This is a genomic window from Gilliamella sp. WF3-4, assembly GCF_001690275.1.
Classification (GTDB): Bacteria; Pseudomonadota; Gammaproteobacteria; order Enterobacterales; family Orbaceae; genus Gilliamella; species Gilliamella apicola_C.
Genome location: NZ_LZGW01000056.1, coordinates 59,421 through 80,280, shown reverse-complemented (window position 1 = coordinate 80,280; position 20,860 = coordinate 59,421). Strand labels below are relative to the sequence as shown.

Here is a 20,860-nt window from a genome sequence, read left to right as displayed (position 1 = left end):
AGCAGCTCACGTAATGTTATATGTGAATTTTATAGCAATTGTGAAATTTTGACGTACTTGTTCGCTTATCAGGTTATTTTTGTAAAAAACTTTGAGGAATCTATACCGTTTCGTTATTAAAAATAATTTATGTTAATCCCTATATCTATCATGTAAATATCCCCAACTTAGTAAAACAACTCACGTAGAAAATTAAGCTGCCTGTTTTAGTGTTTTGTATTCAATTGGTGTCATGTTATTTAATGCCTCATGCGGTCTTTCGGTGTTATAAATGGTTAGCCATTCTTCGGTTACCTTTCTTGCTTGTTCTAGATTATTAAATAGATATAAATCGAGCACTTCAGTACGATAGGTACGATTAAATCGTTCAATATAGCCATTTTGATAAGGGCTACCGGGCTGGATATAATCAATGGTTATATCATGTGATTTAGCCCAGTTGGTAAAGGTTTTTCCTGTAAATTCTGGCCCATTATCGACCCGTATTTTTAATGGATACCCATGATATTCGGCCAGTTTATCTAAGTAACGGGTAATCCTTCCTGCTGGTAAGCTTACTGCAATATCAATACCTAACGCTTCACGATTAAAATCATCGATGACATTGAATGTTCTAAAACGACGTTGATTACGGCTACTGTCACTCATAAAATCCATTGGCCAACATTCACCTTGTTTATTGGGGACTAATAACCTTTCCGGGCATCGTGGAGGAATGCGTTTTTTACGCTTTATCCTGAGATTAAGCTTTAATTCACAATACACCCGATATACCCGTTTATGATTCCATTGATAGCCGAGCTTTCTGATTCGATTAAAACATTTAGGAAAGCCTCAGCGTAAATGCCGGTCTGTGATAGTATTCAACACCGAAACAATCACCGAATCATCCTGTAACTTAGATCGATAATAGTAAGCACAACGGCTTAAGCCAACAATAGCACAACTCATAACAATAGTAACCGAATGATTTTGTTGTAGTTGTTGTGCCCACATTTTACGTGCCTTTGTGGGCACTAAAGCTTTTTTATGATTTCTTCCTGAAGTTGAGATTTTAAGCTCAGTTCGGCAAACATCTGTTTAAGCTTGCGGTTTTCAGCCTCCAGCTCCTTCAAGCATTTGATATCCGACGTTTCCATTCCGCCGTATTTTTCTCGCCATTTATAGAAAGTTGAATTACCCATGCCATATTTACGGCACAGTTCTTTAACGGGAATACCTGCTTCAGCTTCTTTTAAAATAGCGACGATTTGATGTTCAGTCATTTTTTTCATAATTAAATCCCCTTTTCTTTTATCATAGAGAATTTTCTACTTTTTTGCTGTACTATTTTAGAAGATAGTTACAGACAATGCCCTAGTTATGTAGAAAAACGGAAAACACGTGGACATTGGGAGGGCGATATCATTATTAGCCGTCAAGACAAATAAGCGTTGGTGACGTTAGTTGAACGCAAAACTGGGATGGTATTAATTGGGCGCTTCAATCAACGCACCATCTATGAAGCGAGAGATATGATAATAAAATTACTCACACCGTTTAAAAAAAGGTTAAAAGCATCACCTTTGATAATGGCGCCGAATTTAATTATCATCGTGCTGTTAAATATTATTTAAACACCATCGTCTGTTTTGCTGAGCCATATCAAATCTGGCAAAAGGGCACAAATGAAAACACCAATGGCTTAATCCGTCAGTTTATACCTAAGTAATCGGCTATTTCATTAGTTGACAACGAACAGATAAAGAAAATTCAATATTTATTGAACTCACACCCAAGAAAGCGGCATAAGTTTAAAAGCCCAGCCTCCTTTTATTCTAAGGCGTTAAGACGAATTGCACTTCATGGTGTGAGCTAGGTTTCCTAGATTACAAAAAACACAATAAAATCAATGACTTTTCTGAACGATTTTTAAGTAAATAATAAAAAGCAGATGCGTTTATTTTTGTAATATTTTAGGCAGGAGAAATAAGTATTATAAAGTATAAAATGAAGATAAATTGAAAGGTTATAATTGTAAATACACACGACTCACGTAAAAAAATTAAGCTTCTTATCTTATTATTCTATGAGCACTACTTTTCAATTCAGTAATAATTTTGCGCCACAAGTAAATAGTTAATGATACCTGATACATTAGCTATCTGCCTTTTTTATTAATCAACTTATTAGAGATTTAAATTATTAAAAATATTGTAATTAGGTAACCCATGAAAACAGATAGCGAAATCAATATAGCTAAATCACAGTTTACCATTTTATATCTCCATATTTTACATTATGCTAACTCAACATCTAAAAAATTTATTATTTTTCCACTATCGTCAACATATGAAAGAGCAATACAATCAAATCCATCTGTAATAAGATCTTCCCATGAAATACTCCCACCATTAATCAGAAGAACCCTTCCATTTTCATCAAACTCATAATATTCTTTTTCCTCTTCGTAATCAATGTTGTATCCAATTTCGATAATAATTTGTGAAGCTGGAATTTCATATTTTTGCAGCGTACGATTATTTAAGGTCTCTTCATCAAAAGTATCACAAAACATATTGTTATAACCATGTTTAGCACCATCAAATAATAATATATCTTCTTTCGTAGATGGGTTTCGTGCTACAACCAATGTAGGAGCATCATTCGTATCGATAATATATAACTGCTCCTCTCTTGGTATTTCGCATAATTCACCATAATACCAAATTTCAAACAAATTGTTCCCGTTCTCGGAACAGAGCGCCATAGTTGTAAGACGATCCATTTTATAATCTTTAATATATCTTGCAAGATGTGTTGGAACTTTCATAACGTACTCTCTGTAATATTATGTTTAAACACAATTTACTTTTCAATATCGTGCAGTTTAAAACTATTATATTTCTTAATCAAGAATATAAGCATAAAAACATGGCGTGAATTATCATCAACAATTTCACCATTGAAAACGTTATTGAATTGAATATGAGTACAAAATTGTAAATACTCCGTCGCCGAATTGGTCGAATCATGCAAGAAAATGGATTAGTATTGTAACTCTCCCTAAAATAGTGCAAAAAAATGAAAAAAAATTTAGATATAAAAAACGACTCAGCTTACACAAGCATTTTGTGTTTTAATTTAATAATTTAGTTTTGTAAAAACGTTGAGGAGTGTATACCATTACATTGCAAATATCGTTGGCGATAAACATGGCCAACGATATATTTGTTCATTTAGTGAGAGTTGGTCGGTTTTGCTTGATGTGGCAGAATTAGATTTAACACAATCGCTAAGATACCACATAAACTGATACCCTGTAGTGCATAAGATCCAAAATCAAAAATCATTCCACCAATCCCAAAAACTAAAACTAATGAAACGATACACATATTTCGAGGCATGGAAAGATCGACTTTATGTTTGACTAAAATATTGATGCCCACTGATGCAATAGAACCAAACAATAGCACCATAATTCCTCCCATTACTACAGTTGGAATGGAGCTTAAAAATGCCCCGATTTTTCCAATAAAAGACATTAAAATTGCCCAAATTGCTGCCCATGTCATAACGCGTGTTTTAAAATTGCGCGTTAACGTTACCGCACCAATCACTTCGGCATAAGTAATGCATGGTGGCCCACCAAAAAAACCTGCTGTAGAGGTTGCAATCCCATCACCTAGTAATGTGCGTTGTAAACCAGGAGCACGTGTATAATCTTTTCCCGTTACAGAACTAATTGCCATGATATCACCCACGTGTTCAATGGTTGGTGCAATGACAATTGGAATCATATATAAAATAGCTTGCCAATGAAATTCAGGGAAAGTGAAATCGGGAATCTTAAACCATGGAGCATCCATAATTGGTTGAAAATTGACTATACCAAATACACAAGAAAGGCTATAACCAACGACGATTCCCGAAATAATTGGCAATAATTTTAAAAAACCTTTTGCCCAAATGGCAACAATTAACGTAGTTAACAATGAAGTCATTGATATGATAATCAATTGATAATTTTCTGCTTGCAGTCCACTATCTTTACCCATGGCCATATTTACAGTAACTGGAGCTAGTGATAAGCCGATAACCATAATAATAGGACCAGTCACCACTGGTGGTAATATACGATCAATAACATGACTACCATTAATTTTAACTAAAAATGCAAAAAGCATAAATACAAAACCAGCAGCAACTAAACCTCCTAATGTTGCTGGAATTCCCCATTGGGCAACACCAAATGATATAGGTGCAATAAAGGCAAATGATGAAGCCAAAAATACTGGGACTTTACCTTTAGTTGTCAATTGAAATAATAAAGTACCCACCCCAGCAGTAAAAAGAGCGACATTTGGATTTAACCCTGTTAACAAGGGTACTAATACCAATGCACCAAATGCAACAAATAACATTTGTGCTCCAGTCAAAATATCCTGCCAACAATGCTTATGCAGTGATGTTATATTTTTTGTTTTGTCTGTTGTGATATTGTTCACATCTCGCCTCTCTTACTTAACTAATCTTATTGTATAACTTGCCTGATCAACAGGCATAAAAAAACCGGTTTAACCGGTCTAAAATTTGAGATTTTATTTAGTGCCGAAGATTTTGTCTCCAGCATCACCAAGTCCTGGTAGTATGTAGCCTTTTTCGTTCAACCTCTCATCAATTGATGCGGTATAAAGTTCAACATCTGGATGAGCTTGTTCAAGTACTTTAATGCCTTCTGGCGCAGCAACTAAAACTAATACTTTAATATTTTTACACCCTGCTTTTTTTAGCAAGTCGATTGTTGCAACCATTGAACCGCCTGTTGCAAGCATAGGATCAACAACTAAAGCCATTCGCTCTTCAATATCAGATGTTAACTTTTGGAAATAAGGGACAGGTTCGAGAGTCTCTTCATTACGATAAAAACCAACAACGCTAATACGGGCACTTGGTATATGTTCAAGCACGCCATCCATCATACCTAAACCTGCGCGCAAGATAGGTACGACGGTAATTTTTTTACCTTTGATACGTTCAACTTCAACAGGCCCACACCAACCTTTTATCGTTACTTTTTCGGTAGGTAGATCAGCCGTTGCTTCATAAGTTAATAAACTGCCAACTTCACTGGCAAGATCACGAAATTCTTTGGTGCTAATGTCGTATTCACGCATTAATCCAATTTTATGACGGACAAGAGGGTGTTTTACTTCAACTATTTTCATGGAGAGCCTCAGTGTTATTTTCTATAATCGGTTAGTCGGTATAAATAACCACTGAGCGGTGATTTTAACATAGATCTCACTTGATGAAAACCGGAAACACGCAGACTAGCAATATAACTATTAATAAAGAAAACTAAAATAAATAATTTAATAATAAAAATGAGTTTTATTTTTGTTTTTTTTCATTAAAATATGTGGCCTGAATAATTTATTTCAGTAATTTAATTAAAAAAGGAATATAAAGAATGAATTGGTTTATTGATTGTATTACAAAAAATTATGCAAATTTTAATGGGCGAGCACGCAGAAAAGAGTATTGGATGTATGTTCTTTTCAATTGTCTTTTAGGGATTGCATTAAACTTTATTGCCTTAATTTTTGGCTCAATCAGCCATTCATTACTATCAGTGATGGTTTTTGTCCAATGCATTATTTCTCTTGCACTAATTATTCCTGGTTTAGCGGTTACAGTACGTCGTTTACATGATATTAATAAATCAGGTTGGTGGATTTTGATTGGATTAATCCCACTAATTGGCGCTATTGTGTTATTTGTGTTTGCATGCCTAGATTCAACACCAGGCAGCAACCAATACGGTGAAAACCCTAAAGGGTTATAGTTTGCTATTAGCCTCATCACCAAACGTGATGGGGTTAATAATTTCAATGTTACCTTTTATTTTATTAAATACTTTCGCCATCTAAATATTCAACTGGCAAATCAATCACTTTCCGATCTATCTTCTCGCCGTTGATTCGTTTTAATAACAGTTCAGCCGCAATCTTCCCCATTTCAATTCTTGGTGTTTGTATAGAAGCTAATTTAGGATTCATATATTGACCAATTTGATGCCCATGAAAGCCAACAATCGCTATCTGTTTTGGAACTTCAATACGCATTCGCTGACACTCTAATAATACGCCCAAGGCCAAATCATCATTGGTACTAAAAATGCCATCAACGCAAGGTAATTCTGTTAAAATCTGATGCAAAAATCGTGCGCCTAACTCATAAGATGACGCTTCTTTAGTTGCTAATGTTCGTGGATTTAATCCCGCTTCTTGCATTGCCTGTTCATAGCCTTGTTGACGAATAATACTTCGTTGATCTTGCCTTGCGCTAAAATAAACAATATTACGACGCCCTTTATCTATCATACGATGAATCATATTTTTAGTCGCTGTAAAATTATCAAACCCAACAGCCATATCAATGCAAGGTGAGATGCTATCCATAATCTCAACAACAGGAACACCCGAAATTTCAATCATCTTTAATGTTGCTGGAGTATGCGTTCTTTCCGTTAAAATTAACCCGTCAATATTATAAGAAAGTAATGAGCGCAGGCGTAATTCTTCTTTGTCAGCACTGTATCCAGTATGAGTGATCATGGTTTGATATCCTCGCACATCCGTCACCATCTCAATACCTTTTAAAATATCGGCGAAAACCTGATTAGTTAAAGAAGGGAACACAATACCAATAGCATTACTTTTAGCGTTAGACAGCATATCGGGAGCTTTATTGGGAATATATCCTAGCTTATCTATTGCGGCTGAAATTTGTAATTGGAGTGGTTTTGATACAAGGTTAGGATCACGCAGAAAACGACTGACTGTCATTTTACTTATCCCAATCAAATTGGCAATTTCTTGCAAACTTGTTCGACGTCTTTTATTGCTCATTCACTTTTTCCGGTAGCTTTGGCTGCCAATCTATAGCAGTTTTACCTTGCTGTATAATTAGATCATTTGCTTTGGAAAAATGCTTACAGCCCAAGAAACCTCGATGTGCGGATAACGGCGATGGATGTACTGAAGTTAATACATGATGTTTTTGGCGATTAATAAAGTGTCCTTTTTTTTGCGCAGGAGACCCCCACAATAAAAAAACTACTCCTTCAAGATATTGATCGATTGCTGCTATCACATGGTCAGTAAAAGTTTCCCAACCTATTTTTGCATGAGAATGGGCTTGTCCTGCTTCAACAGTTAGCACGTTGTTTAATAATAATACACCTTGAGTTGCCCAAGAGGCTAAGTAACCATGAGAAGGAATCTTAAAATGTTCAATATCTGTTGATAATTCTTTATAGATATTCAATAACGATGGGGGCGGCTTAATCCCAGGTAAAACAGAAAATGAAAGCCCGTGGGCTTGATTAGGACCATGATAAGGATCTTGCCCTAAAATCACCACTTTAATTTGATTAAATGGCGTAAAACGAAATGCATTAAACACATCATGCTGTGGTGGATAAATAATTTTACCTTTCGCCCGCTCAGATGCCACAAATTGCATTATTTGTTGAAAATAGGGCTTTTCTTTTTCAGCGCCAATAACATCATGCCATGTTAATTGATTACTCATACAACACCTATACTATTATTTTATATGACTCAACAAGACCATTTACTAATTACAATAATTATACCTAAAAATAATAATAAACCTAATGCTAATGAGCTTAAGGTTCACTAAACAAAAATATTTATTTAAATATAAAATGTTGCTTTATTGATCAGGGCAGCAATGCTAATAAAATATTCTTATAACATCCAAAGTTACGCTACACTTTACACTAAATGAGGCATTATGTTATCTACCCATATGTTTAGATAATACAAATGTATAGTTAATAAATTTAAAAGAATTAATGCGATAAATAGTTTTTCAGAAACATAGCAAAAACACTAAACAAAGGTATTACTTATTGGATTGATAGCTTTTTTTGACTTTAATCAAATTTTGAAAGTGCTATATTAACCCTAATTATTTTAGGGCAATAAGGCCCCGTTAGGAGGATTTAAAATGATTACAGGTATCCAAATTACTAAAGCAGACAATGCAGCACTTCTTAACTCTTTTTGGTTATTAGATGACGCTACTAAAGAAGCTCGTTGTGTGGCAGCTAAATCAGTTTATAAAGAAGATCAAGTTATTCCAACTGCCGAATTAGGCCAATTCGAATATCGTGAAGTTCCATTAGATGTTGCACCAACCATCAAAGTTGAAGGTGGTCAACACTTAAATGTTAACGTTCTTCGTCGTGAAACTTTAGAAGATGCAGTAAAAAATCCAGAAAAATACCCACAATTAACAATTCGTGTTTCTGGCTATGCAGTGCGCTTTAACTCGTTAACTGCAGAACAACAACGCGACGTTATTGCTCGTACATTTACAACCAAAATTTAATTAAATCGAGTTTAAGTTTTATAAAAGATAATCTAAGTAATTAGGTTATCTTTTTTTATGAATTAAATATAACAATATGCTAATGCACTAGTTATTAGTGAGGAAAAGCATCCATTAATCGTAGATACATTTTATGTTATGCTTGATGACATTCAACCCAACGTAAGTATTGTCGCCAGAAAGGATCGAACTCGCATTCAGTTTTAACGGATAATGTATGATATCGGTCTGTTATCTGTTGCACTAGTTGAAGTGCTGAGTGTTTATTTCCTACATGCCATAACATATTTCTGACACCTTGACTAAAACTGTTTTGACAGTGAATACCCTGCTCATCAGCACGTAAAGCAAGATTGATAGTATCCTCTAATTCATAAACAAGTGAAAGAGCCTCTTTACTATCAATATCAACGATAATATTAAGCGCATAACAATAATTTTCATGCCCTACCAAAGAATTAGCCGCTTCATTACGATGCACTAATATTTTAAGATCCGTTAATTCAAATACAATCCATTGATCCTCTTGAACATTAAGCACACCGGTATGTTTTAAATCTTCTTTCCATAATCGATCGAAAATAGTGACAAATTGGTTAGCAGGAATTGTAGCTGCATTGTGATCTGTCTTTAAAAACTCAATAGATTCTAATCTAACAGCAAAATCATATTCACCCAATAGGTGATCGAGATAAATCAATGCCATCGTTTCTGCTTGTTTTACCATATCTTCGGGGATCGTCTTAGCAAACCGAATACCGATAGATATTTTACGATAACTTTCTTTATATTGAATTAATAAATCAGTAGCACTTAATGAGAAAGAACTTTCTTCAGATTTTATAACAAATGTATCTACATTATTAGTGCGCTGACGAAATGCTTCTACTTCGAAAAACTGAAGATCAGGTGCTTGTCGAGTAATTTCCATTACATACTCGAATCGATCAATTTTTCCATCTGCGGTAAAAATAATTTTATGCTTCTTAGTATCCCCTATAGTAATTTCAGCAATTACATCTAACTGATTTTCATCTAATAGCTTATTGATATTTTTAATTATATCGATAAGTTCAAGTTCATTAAGAGATTGTTCAGATTTTTTTACCTGTCGCCAAAAGTCCTGAATTATCACACTTAAATGATTTTGTGAGCTTTGTTGCTCTTTTGGTATGTCTTTAATATTAGGCGGTGATTTTTTCCAAAACTTTTTAAAAAACATATATATTATTCCCTTCATGTCATTAAAATCATACAAAAATAATATTAATAATTTAACTAATGTATACTATATTCATTTAAAGTTAATAACTATCGATTATCTAATAAGATTATTAATGAAAATATTGTTGCAAGGAAACTTTATTTTATCAAAGTAGAAAAACTAAAAATACTTAAATTAAACAATTTGATATAATTTAAATGCGAGATTAGTAATCTAATCTCGCTATTATTTCAGCTGTGATTTGTTTTATTCAAAAAACTTTTTCACTTTGTCAAAAAAGCTTTTTTCTTTTGGACTGTGTTTAGAACTTTTATCAGCTTTAAAGCTTTCAGCCAATTCTTTTAGCAATTCTTTTTGCTTGCTTGTTAAGTTGACTGGTGTTTCAACCACAACATGACAGTAAAGATCACCGATAGTGCTACCGCGCAACGATTTAACGCCTTTACCTCGTAGTCGGAACATTTTTCCTGTTTGTGTTTCAGGAGGAATGGTTAAGCTGACCTTACCATTAAGCGTTGGTACTTCAACTTCACCGCCAAGTGATGCGAGTGCAATATTAATCGGGATTTCGCAATGCAGGTTTGTACCATCTCGCTCAAAAATAGCATGTGGTTTAACTTGCATTTGTACATATAAATCGCCTGCAGGTGCTCCGTTTAAACCTGCTTCACCTTCGCCAGAAAGTCGAATACGATTACCTGTGTCAACACCTGCTGGAATAGTAACAGAAAGTGTTTTCGTTTTTTGTACACGACCTTCACCATGACACTTTTTACATGGATTTTTTACAACTTTTCCTCGCCCATGACAAGTTGGACACTCTTGTTGCACGGCAAAAAAACCTTGTCGCATTTGTACAACACCTGAACCATGACAAGTATTACACGTCACCACATCCGAAGATTTTTCAGCTCCTTGTCCATGGCAAGTATCACAACTTACCCATGTTGGCACTTTAATTTCTTTACTAACACCGGCTGCGGCTTCTTCTAATGTTAGGGTGATATTGTATTGTAAGTCATTACCTCGAGAAGTGGTTTGACTACGCCCTCGACCTCCACCAAAGAAATCACTGAATATATCGTCAAACGCTCCACCACCAAAACCGCCAAATCCGCCAAAACCACCAGCTCCTGCTCCTTGCCCTTGTTCAAATGCCGCATGACCATATTGATCATAAGCCGCCTTTTTTTGCGGATCAGTTAGGATTTCGTAGGCTTCTTTTACTTCTTTGAATTTTGCTTCAGCTTCGTCTTTATTATCCTGGTTTTTATCAGGATGATATTTCATGGCTAGACGTTTATAGGCTTTTTTTATCTCGCTTTCACTAGCACTTTTACTAACGCCTAATGTTTCATAATAATCTTTCTTCGCCATAATTAACCTTTATTTTTGTTTCTTTTCATAAAGAACTAAACGGGCTTGAGTTACCTCGCGCCCGTTTAACTTGCTACATGTCTAAAACTTGTTGAAATAACTTATTAAAAAACATAGTAATTAATGATTATTTTTTATCGTCATCAACTTCTTTAAAATCAGCATCAACAACATCATCTTGCGCACTAGCGCTTTCACTATTTGATTGACCTGCGCCTTGAGCTTGTTGTTGTGCTAGTTCAAGTAATTTTTTAGATGCTTCCATTAATGCATTAATTTTTGCTTCAATTTCTGCCTTATCTTCACCTCGAGCTGCGACTTCTAAAGCATTTACTGCGTCTTCAATAGCTTTTTTATCATCAGCTGATAACTGATCACCAGACTCAGCCACTTGTTTTCGAGTTGAATGAACAAGGTGATCGGCTTGGTTACGAGTTTGAGCTAGTTCTTCAAATTTACGGTCTGCATCGGCATTTGCTTCTGCATCATTAACCATTTTTTGAATCTCTTCTTCGCTTAATCCTGAAGAGGCTTTAATCGTAATTTTTTGCTCACGACCTGTATTTTTGTCTTTTGCCGATACATGTAAAATACCATCAGCATCAATATCAAATGTCACTTCAATTTGTGGCATGCCACGTGGTGCAGGTTGAATGCCATCTAGATTGAATTGACCTAATGATTTATTATCGCCAGCACGTTTACGCTCACCTTGCAATACATGAATAGTTACGGCTGATTGATTATCTTCAGCAGTTGAGAACACTTGACTATGTTTAGTTGGAATAGTTGTGTTCTTTTCAATTAACGCTGTCATCACACCACCCATAGTCTCAATACCTAAAGACAATGGTGTAACATCAAGTAATAAAACATCTTTAACATCACCGCCAAGTACACCACCTTGAACAGCAGCACCAACAGCAACCGCTTCATCAGGGTTTACATCTTTACGTGGCTCTTTACCAAAGAAGTCAGCAACAGCTTTTTGAACCATTGGCATACGTGTTTGACCACCAACAAGAATAACGTCTTTAATGTCAGAAACAGAAAGACCTGCATCTTGTAATGCTGTTTTTACAGGATCCATTGAGCGTTTAACCAAATCTTCAACTAAAGACTCAAGTTTTGCACGCGTTACTTTAATATTTAAATGTTTTGGACCGCTTGCATCAGCTGTAATATACGGTAGGTTAATATCTGTTTGTTGAGCAGATGATAATTCAATTTTTGCTTTTTCTGCTGCTTCTTTCAAGCGTTGCATAGCAAGTGGATCATTTTTCAAATCAAAGTTTTGTTCACGTTTAAATTCGTCAACTAAATAATTGATTAAGCGTGAGTCGAAATCTTCACCACCTAAGTGTGTATCACCATTTGTTGCTAATACTTCAAATGTTTTTTCACCATCAACATCGTCGATTTCGATGATTGAGATATCAAATGTACCACCACCAAGGTCATAAACAGCGATAGTGCGGTTGCCGACATCTTTGTCTAAACCATAAGCGAGTGCTGCAGCTGTTGGTTCGTTGATAATGCGTTTAACATCAAGCCCAGCAATACGACCTGCATCTTTAGTTGCTTGGCGTTGAGCATCATTAAAATAAGCTGGAACTGTAATTACTGCTTCAGTAACGGCTTCGCCAAGATAGTCTTCTGCTGTTTTTTTCATTTTCTTTAATACTTCAGCAGAAATTTGTGGTGGTGCAATTTTTTGACCTTTAACATCAACCCATGCATCGCCATTATCTGCTTTCACAATTTTATATGGCATGATGCTAACATCACGTTGCACTTCAGCATCTTCAAAACGACGACCAATTAAACGTTTAATTGCAAATAAGGTGTTTTGTGGATTGGTTACAGCTTGACGTTTTGCTGGTTGACCAACTAATGTTTCACCATCTTGGGTATAAGCAATAATCGAAGGAGTTGTGCGATCGCCTTCTGCATTTTCTAATACTTTTGCTTGACCATTGTCCATTACAGCAACACATGAGTTTGTTGTTCCCAAGTCAATACCAATAATTTTACCCATAATTTATTCTCCTAAAAATCTGTAATTTATTCCTTGTATATAGGGTTTAAATATGAATTTTCAAGCCCTTAATTTCACAAGGAAATGTTTTTGTTTTCACATAAATGGGAACATTATTATTAATATCAAGGGGCGATAAAAAATAATTTTTCCTGAAATCTTGATTATCGCGTTTTCTGCACTTATTATTGCCGCTCTTTTTAATCATCAAACTTAATTTATAGGATCCTTATGGAACAAACAAAACTTGCAAATCCTGGCCCTTTGGGCTTAATGGGGTTTGGTATGACAACAATTTTATTAAATATTCATAATGCAGGATTTTTCCCTGTTATGACGGTTATTGTCTCGATGGGTATTTTTTATGGTGGTCTTGCACAAGTCATTGCTGGCATTTTAGAATTTCGAAAAGGCAATACGTTTGGCACTACAGCATTTACGTCTTATGGCTTCTTTTGGATTGCGTTAGTGGGCATTTGGTATTTACCGACCTCTGCTGCCACAGCACCATCTGATGCAACTTTTGTTGGTATTTTTCTTGCTTTATGGGGCATTTTTACTGGGTTTATGTTTATTGGTACGTTAAAAGGTAATAGAGCATTACAATTTGTTTTTGCGAGTTTAACCGTTTTATTTGCTTTATTAGCCATTGGTAACATTTCTGGTAATCATAGCATTATCCATATCGCTGGTTTTGAAGGTATTGTTTGCGGAGCAAGTGCAGTTTATCTTGCTATGGCTGAAGTAATTAATGAGCAATATGGCCGAACCATCCTACCAATTGGGGCACCAAAAGGCGCTACACATTAATTGGTATATCACATCTACCAAGTCATTTTGGTTGATGTGATTCATTTTTTCTTCACTAAACTTCCCTAAAAAAAGCTACTTTTACTATTTATCAGCGTTATCATTTATCAGGCTTCTACATATCGCAAGTAGTGATTGAGTGTGTTTTTCTATTACTTTATTCGGTAAGTGGCTATCTTTAGGCGAGTGCGCATTGTGTATAATAATTTTACTATTTTTATCGATACTTCCCGAGCTGATCATGATGTAATTTAGTAATTTTGTCTCCATTTGACCGGTATGAAAAGTAATATTTTCTACTTGTAGGTTTGATTGTTGTGGTTTTAAAAAAATTAGCGTTTCACTATTGCCAATACTGTCAATAAAAATAAATTTTTTGCTTTTTAGTTGTTTGGAATAACTTTCTAACATTTTTAAACCATATTGACTGCTATTACCACCATCATACAAAACAAAGGCTATTTTTTTCTTCTCTTTTTTATTGAGTTGGTTAATTAAATTAATGATGGTAATAATACTTGATGAGTTACAAACAAAATTCTTTTGGTTAGGAATACCACTTTTAAATTTCAATACGAAAAGAAATAATATTACAGTCGAAATGATTGAACTAATGCCCGAAATGCTGAAAAAACCATGATTACGAATATCAGGAACAAAAACGAAATAATTTAATATTAATGACACAATAAATAAAAAAAGGATAGGTGCAATACTAATAAAATAGCTTAACTTGCTAAATTGTGGTGAAAATGCATAGTTTTTTTGAAGATTAAAGTTATTAAGACCTGTGTCATAATAAGTACAGATAATTAACTCTGCTTTATTTAAATCACCAATATAAGCATTGTAATAGTTTTCATATCGCCGTGTTGCTAATTTCAATTTGGCAAGTTTAACGTCAACCATATAGCCTAATTGCATCAGTTCTTTAGATAATACTCTTAAAAAAGTCAACTTCTCTGTTGAAGAGAAGCGTTTGCCAAATATAATACAATATCGTAGAACAAGATCTTTAAATATTTCCATTATGATTAATAATCGATTTTAATTTAAAAAATTCAGCAATATAGTGAATATAATCGTATAAAACCATATTCACTATGATTTATATTATTAATGAGCATAATTACACGCATTAATAATCATCCTCATTATGTGATTGATTAGGATGAATTATGTTAGCAATAGCATCTTGAATATTATCATGGCCTGCCTCAATACACTCTTTTGCTAACGCTTGTATTGTTAGTGATTCTCTATTGCATACGGCATTAATGATCATCGGTAAACTCATACCTGTAATGATGCGAACATTCATACCAAGATCATGCCATTCTGGCACACACCTCATTGATGCATTACAAGGAGATGCACCATATAGATCAACAAAAATGAGAACACCATCGCCCGAATCTAACGATCTAGAACAATTAAATATATCCGTTTTTAATTGATTAATATCTTGCCCTGGGTTAAGTGAGAGTGATTCAAATTTGTCTTGTTCTCCAACAATCATTTTAACACTATCTTTTATCCCATCAGCCATATTGCCATGGCTAATTAATAAAATACCTATCATATTTATTATCCTATATTATTCAAACATTTTGATTGCTTCATTTAATGTGACTTTTTTCAAAGAAGGTGTTGCTTGAAAGTAAATATCCATATTAGGAAAGCTTTTTTGTAAATCGATTAATAGATTAAGTTGCTCTTTGTTAATCGATACTTCTTTAATGACTGAAGTTGCCCCAGGTACTAGCGGTAAACCACCAATATTAAGATTTGTTATTGGTACGCCAGCTTTAATAATTTTATACATTACTTCAATATTTTTTGTAATTAAGATAACATTAAAATCATCGTACTTGCGATCATTCCAGTATCTTACCGCGCCATCTTCTTTTAATACTCTGATTTTATGACCCGTGCTAGCTCCTGCCCCTAAAATGATATTTTTGGTGAACTCATCATTTGCTGAATAATCATCGGCAACAAATAAAGCATTAGCTCCAGCCGCTTTAGAAACGTTGGTTGCCACTTGACCGTGAATAAGGCGACTATCTACTCGAGCTAAAACAACTTTTCCCATAATTTAAAACCTCTTTTTTAATTATTTTATAAAATACCAATTGCAGCTAAAACACCAAGTATAATGGTTAATCCTACTAATGCCCTGGTTACTTTTAAACCTTTTTGGGAGAAATAAAAATACAATCCCATTACCACAATGAGGGGTAACGCACCAGGTAGAATCTTATCTAATGTATTTTGTATAACAAAATCTTTGCCTGATAAGGTAAATTTTAAACTTGAGGATACTTTAATATAGCTAGCTGCTAAGATACCCATCATAAATAAACCTAAAATAGATAAGCCTTCGATAAGCATCTGCATTTTATTACCCACAACTTCTGTCGCAGCGTTTCTTCCTAATTTAAATCCGAGTTGAGCAAAATAATAGCCTACAAAAAGTTGGTAGATTACAAAGGCAAAGAAAGGGAATAGTGCGCCAATAGCCAACCCTTCTTGTGCCCAAGGGAGTGCAATTGCAATAAAAATATATTGTACTGTACCAGAATCAATAGCATCGCCAATGCCAGCTAAAGCCCCCATTAAACCAGCTTTAGTGTTATAAAGCACATCATTATCAATACTGATAGGTTTATTTTGATAAACTTCATCGGCTCTAACAGACTCAAGTGAGGCCATAATTCCCGAAATTGTCCCACCACCCCATGTTATTTGAGTATTAAAGAACAATAAATGTCTTTGATAGGCAGCAGCAAGTTCACTTTTTGATTTGTATAGTTTTTTAAGAATTGGCATTAATCCCCACATTAAAGATGCAGCTAGATAACGATCAAATGAGTGTGGGATTTCATTTGCATAATACCATCGTAACCAAGCAATTGTGATATCCTTTTTCGTGATAGCTTCTGGCTTTAGATCAATACTTTCTTGTACGATTTGTGTCATTATAATATTCCTCTATCTAATTTATTAATCGAATAACTACAGATTAATAATCGTCATCATATTGATTATTATTTGGATTATTTCTAGGTTGCTCTGCCGCACAATTCACTGCTTCACTTTTTGCTAAAACAAAAATGAATGCAACAATGGCGCCAACAATGGCGTAGGTTACCATTGTTACATTAAGTGGTTTTGCTATTACCGCAATAAAATAAGCCAATAAAAAAAAGATGATGTAGCTCTTTTTACCAATAACATAAATGGTTAATGCTATACCTACCGCAGCAAGTCCACCCCCTATGACATTCAGGATATGAAAAACAAGCCCACCAGCATTTGATTTAATTACATCGGCAATAATCGGCGCACCAAAGTATAATGCGACAAACATAAATGGTATAAATAAAGCACAGCTACAAATAATGGGTAGTATGATTATGGAGAAAGTTAATTTTGAACTATTGGCTTCTTGCGCATATTTTTCAGTTAATTTCATAATCATAGTATTAAAGAAAAATCGTAGTTGATATAAATAAGAGCCTAATAAACCTACAGGGACAGCGACCGCAACAGCAGCTGTTGGTTCCATTTTTCCAAGTAATGCAACAGGAACAGCAACTGCTGTAGCAATGGAAGGCTCTGATGGCATTTGACCGCCAGGAGAAAAGACGCCCATATAAATTAGCTGTATTGCAGCTGTTGTTATCATTGCATTTGCAATATCATTAAATACAATACCAACAATTAAACCAGTCATCATTGGAGTAAATCTTAACGTTAATGTTGCTCCCCCCAATCCCCGTGACATTACCATCGCAACCCATACAGAAATAATCGCTGCTTGCAGAAAAGTTACATGCATTTCTGGCATATATAAACTCCTTAATGTTTTTTATTATTACTTAACAATTTAAAATAAATCATTAAGAAACAACTGATTGAAGTTTTAACTTATTAACAAAATTCTCTACATCTTGCACACATTTTTCCCCCATACCTTGCAAACATTCAATTGCATAAGCGGAAGTATGTGGCGTAACAAGCACTTTAGGATGTTTAACTAAAGGATTATCGTTATATGCTGGTTCAGCATACATTACGTCAGTTGCATGCCCAGCGACAATACCACTATCAAGCGCAGTTAATAATGCGCTTTCATCAATCAATTCAGCTCTTGCGGTATTGGTGATATAAACACCTTTTTTCATTAAAGAGAATTGGTGCGCTGTTAAAATGTGGTAACTGGTTTCATTTAAGGATGCGTTTAAAGAGATGATGTCTGCATGTTGTAGTAGATAATTTAAATCAACAATTTCAATGTTATTTTCACTCGCCCACTGTTTATTGACATTAGGATCAACAACAAGTAGCTGGGCATTAAAACCATGTTTAAATATTTCTGCTACTCGGCTGCCAATGTTGCCACAGCCAATAACACCAACAACTTTACCAGTAACATTAATACCTAAAAAAGAGGCTCTATTTTTCCATTCATTTGACTTAACGGCAGCTTGGGATTGCACTGTTTTTCTAATTAATGCCAGCAAATTGGTTACTGCATTTTCAGCAACAGCATCGCGTTCAACCAATGGGGGAACAATAGTAACAATTGTGCCATGCTTTTTAGCTGCAATAATATCAACGTTATTAAACCCTATTCCATGGCGAGAAAGTAAAAATAGAGGATTTTTTCGATTATCAAAAAACTCTTTGTTAAAAAATGGTCTAACGCTTGCAATAAAAATATTGTATTCTTGCAATGTATTGGCTAATTCCTTACCAGAAATATTACTCTCGAAAGTGAAATGTTTCACTTCACCTATTTTTTCTAATCGATTTAGATGATCAGGAAAATATTTTCCAAAACTACTTGAGTTAATTATTGCAATTTTATAATTTTTCACGCAGCCCTCCTAATTAATAAATCATGTATCTTTATAAATTATGGATTGAAAAATAAATGTGATTTACTTCCCTTCTAATCATTATGTGACTGGTAACATTTAGTATAGTTTATTACTTTTGGTAAAAAATGAATTCAGATCACATATTTAAAAAATTTTCATTAACAACAGGTGTTATTTAATCAATCATAAGCCGTTGAGAATAAAAATTTTCAGATAAGTTTTGTGGAAAATAGCGATATGAAGTTAGCTATCAGCGGGATTGTATTCTTGTATTTTAGTCAATAAAAAAGGGCAATTATGCCCTTTTCAAACTTATTATTTCAAATCGGTTCATTACTTTTTATACGCATCATTATGAACACCAACCGCCGCACGACCAGATGGATCGTTTAGATTCTTAAATGATTCATCCCATTCAATTGCTTTAGCGGTTGAACAAGCAACAGTTGGTCCACCAGGTACGCAACGAGCGGCACTTTCAAGTGGGAATAATTCATCAAAAATTTCACGATACATATAAGCTTCTTTCGATGTTGGTGTATTGTATGGGAAGCGGAATTTTGCGTTTTCTAATTGCTGATCAGTAATTTTACTTTCAGCAATCTCTTTTAATGTATCGATCCAGCTATAACCAACACCGTCTGAGAATTGCTCTTTTTGACGCCAAATAACCGATGCAGGTAAGTAAGACTCAAATGCTTCACGTACAATGTGTTTTTCCATTTTGCCATTACTGCCACACATTTTATCTTTTGGATTAATGCGCATTGCGACATCTAAGAATTTTTTATCAAGGAATGGTACCCGAGCTTCAACTCCCCATGCTGCCATGGCTTTATTCGCTCGTGCACAATCATACATATGTAGCGCTGCTAATTTACGTACGGTTTCTTCATGGAATTCTTTTGCATTTGGCGCTTTATGGAAATAGAGATAACCACCAAACACTTCATCAGCACCTTCACCAGATAGTACCATTTTAATGCCCATTGCTTTGATTTTACGTGCCATTAAATACATTGGTGTAGATGCACGAATAGTAGTGACATCGTAAGTTTCAATAAAATAAATTACATCACGAATTGCATCAATCCCTTCTTGAATAGTAAAGTTAATTTCGTGGTGCACTGTGCCTAAATGATCAGCAACCGCTTGCGCAGCTTTAAGATCTGGGGCTCCTTTTAAGCCTACAGCAAATGAGTGTAATTGTGGCCACCATGCTTCAGATTTTTCATGATCTTCAACTCGGCGTGCTGAGAATTTTTTAGTGATTGCCGAAATGACCGAAGAATCAAGCCCACCTGATAATAAAACACCGTAAGGCACATCAGACATCAAGTGGCTTTTTACCGAATCTTCTAACGCAACACGAAGTGCATTAATATCGGTTTGATTATCTTTAACATTTTCGTAATCCATCCAGTCACGTTTGTAATAGGTTTTTATTTCACCTTCGGTGCTCGATAGATAGCATCCAGGAGGGAAAGCCTCAATGGTTTTACAAACTGGTACTAAGGCTTTCATTTCAGAGGCAACATAAAAGGTACCGTTTTCATCATGCCCTGTATACATTGGAATAATACCAATATGGTCACGACCAATAAAATAACTACCTTTATTGATGTCATAAAGAATAAAAGCAAACATGCCTTGTAATTCATCAAGACAATCAATTCCTTTTTCTTGATATAACGCAAGAATGACTTCACAGTCAGAGCCTGTTTGAAATTCATAACGATCTTTATACTGATTTCGGAGTTCTTGATGATTGTAAATTTCGCCATTTACCGCTAAAACTAGGGTTTTATCTTTATTATAAAGGGGCTGAGATCCTGTATTGACATCCACAATTGATAAACGTTCATGAGCAAGAATAGCTTTATCAGACGCAAAAATACCAGACCAATCAGGACCGCGATGACGCTGTAGACATGATAACTCTAGTGCTTTTGTTCGTAGTTGTTCTGGATCTGATTTAATATCAAGAATACCTAAAATCGAACACATTGATTTTCTCCATTTCAAATCGCATAAGCGATACTATTACAAGTAAAAACTAATTAAATAAAAACTTTACCATCTTTTTATTAAATAGATAAATATAAAAAAGCGGTAAAC

Annotated in this window: 18 protein-coding genes and 1 pseudogene; 3 read left to right on the top strand and 16 right to left on the bottom strand. The window is 34.7% G+C overall.

The features are described 5' to 3' along the window. Nucleotides 1-148 precede the first annotated feature (148 nt). The 4 genes and pseudogenes from A9G47_RS13710 to upp all read right to left on the bottom strand — a co-directional run bounded on the left by A9G47_RS13710 (nucleotide 149) and on the right by upp (nucleotide 5,207). Nucleotides 149-1,274, bottom strand: a pseudogene (locus A9G47_RS13710) (IS3 family transposase). A 1,004-nt stretch (nucleotides 1,275-2,278) separates the two neighbouring features. Continuing rightward, nucleotides 2,279-2,812 carry a hypothetical protein gene (locus tag A9G47_RS12615; protein WP_065643047.1) on the bottom strand — a complete coding sequence of 178 codons (534 nt, stop codon included), beginning with the start codon at nucleotides 2,810-2,812 and terminating at the stop codon, nucleotides 2,279-2,281. A gap of 406 nt (nucleotides 2,813-3,218) precedes the next feature. Continuing rightward, nucleotides 3,219-4,478, bottom strand: a complete 1,260-nt coding sequence (locus A9G47_RS12610; RefSeq protein ID WP_442903250.1) for a uracil-xanthine permease family protein — start codon at nucleotides 4,476-4,478, stop codon at nucleotides 3,219-3,221. Between the two features lie 102 nt (nucleotides 4,479-4,580). Beyond that, nucleotides 4,581-5,207, bottom strand: coding sequence for a uracil phosphoribosyltransferase (upp, locus tag A9G47_RS12605; RefSeq protein WP_065579487.1), 627 nt, complete (start codon nucleotides 5,205-5,207; stop codon nucleotides 4,581-4,583). 245 nt (nucleotides 5,208-5,452) lie between these two features. On the opposite strand from upp, the gene A9G47_RS12600 reads away from it, so the two are divergent. Further along, on the top strand, nucleotides 5,453-5,827 hold the full coding sequence (locus A9G47_RS12600) for a DUF805 domain-containing protein (protein ID WP_065583209.1): 375 nt from the start codon (nucleotides 5,453-5,455) through the stop codon (nucleotides 5,825-5,827). Between the two features lie 64 nt (nucleotides 5,828-5,891). Here the strand turns inward: A9G47_RS12600 and gntR are convergent, their stop codons facing one another. After that, nucleotides 5,892-6,893 carry a gluconate operon transcriptional repressor GntR gene (gene gntR, locus A9G47_RS12595; RefSeq protein ID WP_065643046.1) on the bottom strand — a complete coding sequence of 334 codons (1,002 nt, stop codon included), beginning with the start codon at nucleotides 6,891-6,893 and terminating at the stop codon, nucleotides 5,892-5,894. Then, nucleotides 6,883-7,578, bottom strand: coding sequence for a uracil-DNA glycosylase (ung, locus tag A9G47_RS12590; protein ID WP_065643045.1), 696 nt, complete (start codon nucleotides 7,576-7,578; stop codon nucleotides 6,883-6,885). The genes gntR and ung overlap by 11 nt, the downstream gene beginning before the upstream one ends. A gap of 441 nt (nucleotides 7,579-8,019) precedes the next feature. Between ung and grcA the strand changes: the two genes are divergently transcribed. Continuing rightward, nucleotides 8,020-8,403 (top strand): autonomous glycyl radical cofactor GrcA, encoded by a 384-nt coding sequence (grcA, locus tag A9G47_RS12585; RefSeq protein WP_065566106.1) that lies wholly within the window; start codon nucleotides 8,020-8,022, stop codon nucleotides 8,401-8,403. Between the two features lie 136 nt (nucleotides 8,404-8,539). Here grcA and A9G47_RS12580 read toward each other — a convergent pair whose 3' ends face one another. The 3 genes from A9G47_RS12580 to dnaK all read right to left on the bottom strand — a co-directional run bounded on the left by A9G47_RS12580 (nucleotide 8,540) and on the right by dnaK (nucleotide 13,043). Further along, nucleotides 8,540-9,625: a hypothetical protein gene (locus tag A9G47_RS12580; RefSeq protein ID WP_065643044.1), complete on the bottom strand. Its 1,086-nt coding sequence runs from the start codon at nucleotides 9,623-9,625 to the stop codon at nucleotides 8,540-8,542. Between the two features lie 249 nt (nucleotides 9,626-9,874). Then, nucleotides 9,875-11,005, bottom strand: coding sequence for a molecular chaperone DnaJ (dnaJ, locus tag A9G47_RS12575; protein ID WP_065566104.1), 1,131 nt, complete (start codon nucleotides 11,003-11,005; stop codon nucleotides 9,875-9,877). A 127-nt stretch (nucleotides 11,006-11,132) separates the two neighbouring features. Continuing rightward, entirely contained in the window at nucleotides 11,133-13,043 is a 1,911-nt protein-coding gene (gene dnaK / locus A9G47_RS12570) for a molecular chaperone DnaK (protein WP_065566103.1), read from the bottom strand. A 231-nt stretch (nucleotides 13,044-13,274) separates the two neighbouring features. On the opposite strand from dnaK, the gene satP reads away from it, so the two are divergent. Then, on the top strand, nucleotides 13,275-13,853 hold the full coding sequence (gene satP / locus A9G47_RS12565) for an acetate uptake transporter (protein ID WP_065579491.1): 579 nt from the start codon (nucleotides 13,275-13,277) through the stop codon (nucleotides 13,851-13,853). Nucleotides 13,854-13,937: 84 nt separating this feature from the next. Here the strand turns inward: satP and A9G47_RS12560 are convergent, their stop codons facing one another. From A9G47_RS12560 to asnB, 7 genes are all read right to left on the bottom strand, one after another. Next, entirely contained in the window at nucleotides 13,938-14,882 is a 945-nt protein-coding gene (locus tag A9G47_RS12560; protein ID WP_141674866.1) for a hypothetical protein, read from the bottom strand. 109 nt (nucleotides 14,883-14,991) lie between these two features. Continuing rightward, nucleotides 14,992-15,435, bottom strand: a complete 444-nt coding sequence (locus A9G47_RS12555) for a PTS sugar transporter subunit IIA (protein WP_065566100.1) — start codon at nucleotides 15,433-15,435, stop codon at nucleotides 14,992-14,994. 15 nt (nucleotides 15,436-15,450) lie between these two features. Next, nucleotides 15,451-15,948: a PTS system mannose/fructose/N-acetylgalactosamine-transporter subunit IIB gene (locus tag A9G47_RS12550; RefSeq protein WP_065579494.1), complete on the bottom strand. Its 498-nt coding sequence runs from the start codon at nucleotides 15,946-15,948 to the stop codon at nucleotides 15,451-15,453. A 26-nt stretch (nucleotides 15,949-15,974) separates the two neighbouring features. Further along, nucleotides 15,975-16,835, bottom strand: a complete 861-nt coding sequence (locus A9G47_RS12545; protein WP_065643042.1) for a PTS system mannose/fructose/sorbose family transporter subunit IID — start codon at nucleotides 16,833-16,835, stop codon at nucleotides 15,975-15,977. Nucleotides 16,836-16,878: 43 nt separating this feature from the next. Next, on the bottom strand, nucleotides 16,879-17,697 hold the full coding sequence (locus tag A9G47_RS12540; RefSeq protein ID WP_065643082.1) for a PTS mannose/fructose/sorbose/N-acetylgalactosamine transporter subunit IIC: 819 nt from the start codon (nucleotides 17,695-17,697) through the stop codon (nucleotides 16,879-16,881). Between the two features lie 61 nt (nucleotides 17,698-17,758). Continuing rightward, entirely contained in the window at nucleotides 17,759-18,739 is a 981-nt protein-coding gene (locus A9G47_RS12535; protein WP_065566096.1) for a D-isomer specific 2-hydroxyacid dehydrogenase family protein, read from the bottom strand. A 336-nt stretch (nucleotides 18,740-19,075) separates the two neighbouring features. Further along, entirely contained in the window at nucleotides 19,076-20,749 is a 1,674-nt protein-coding gene (gene asnB / locus A9G47_RS12530; RefSeq protein ID WP_065566095.1) for an asparagine synthase B, read from the bottom strand. Nucleotides 20,750-20,860 lie beyond the last annotated feature (111 nt).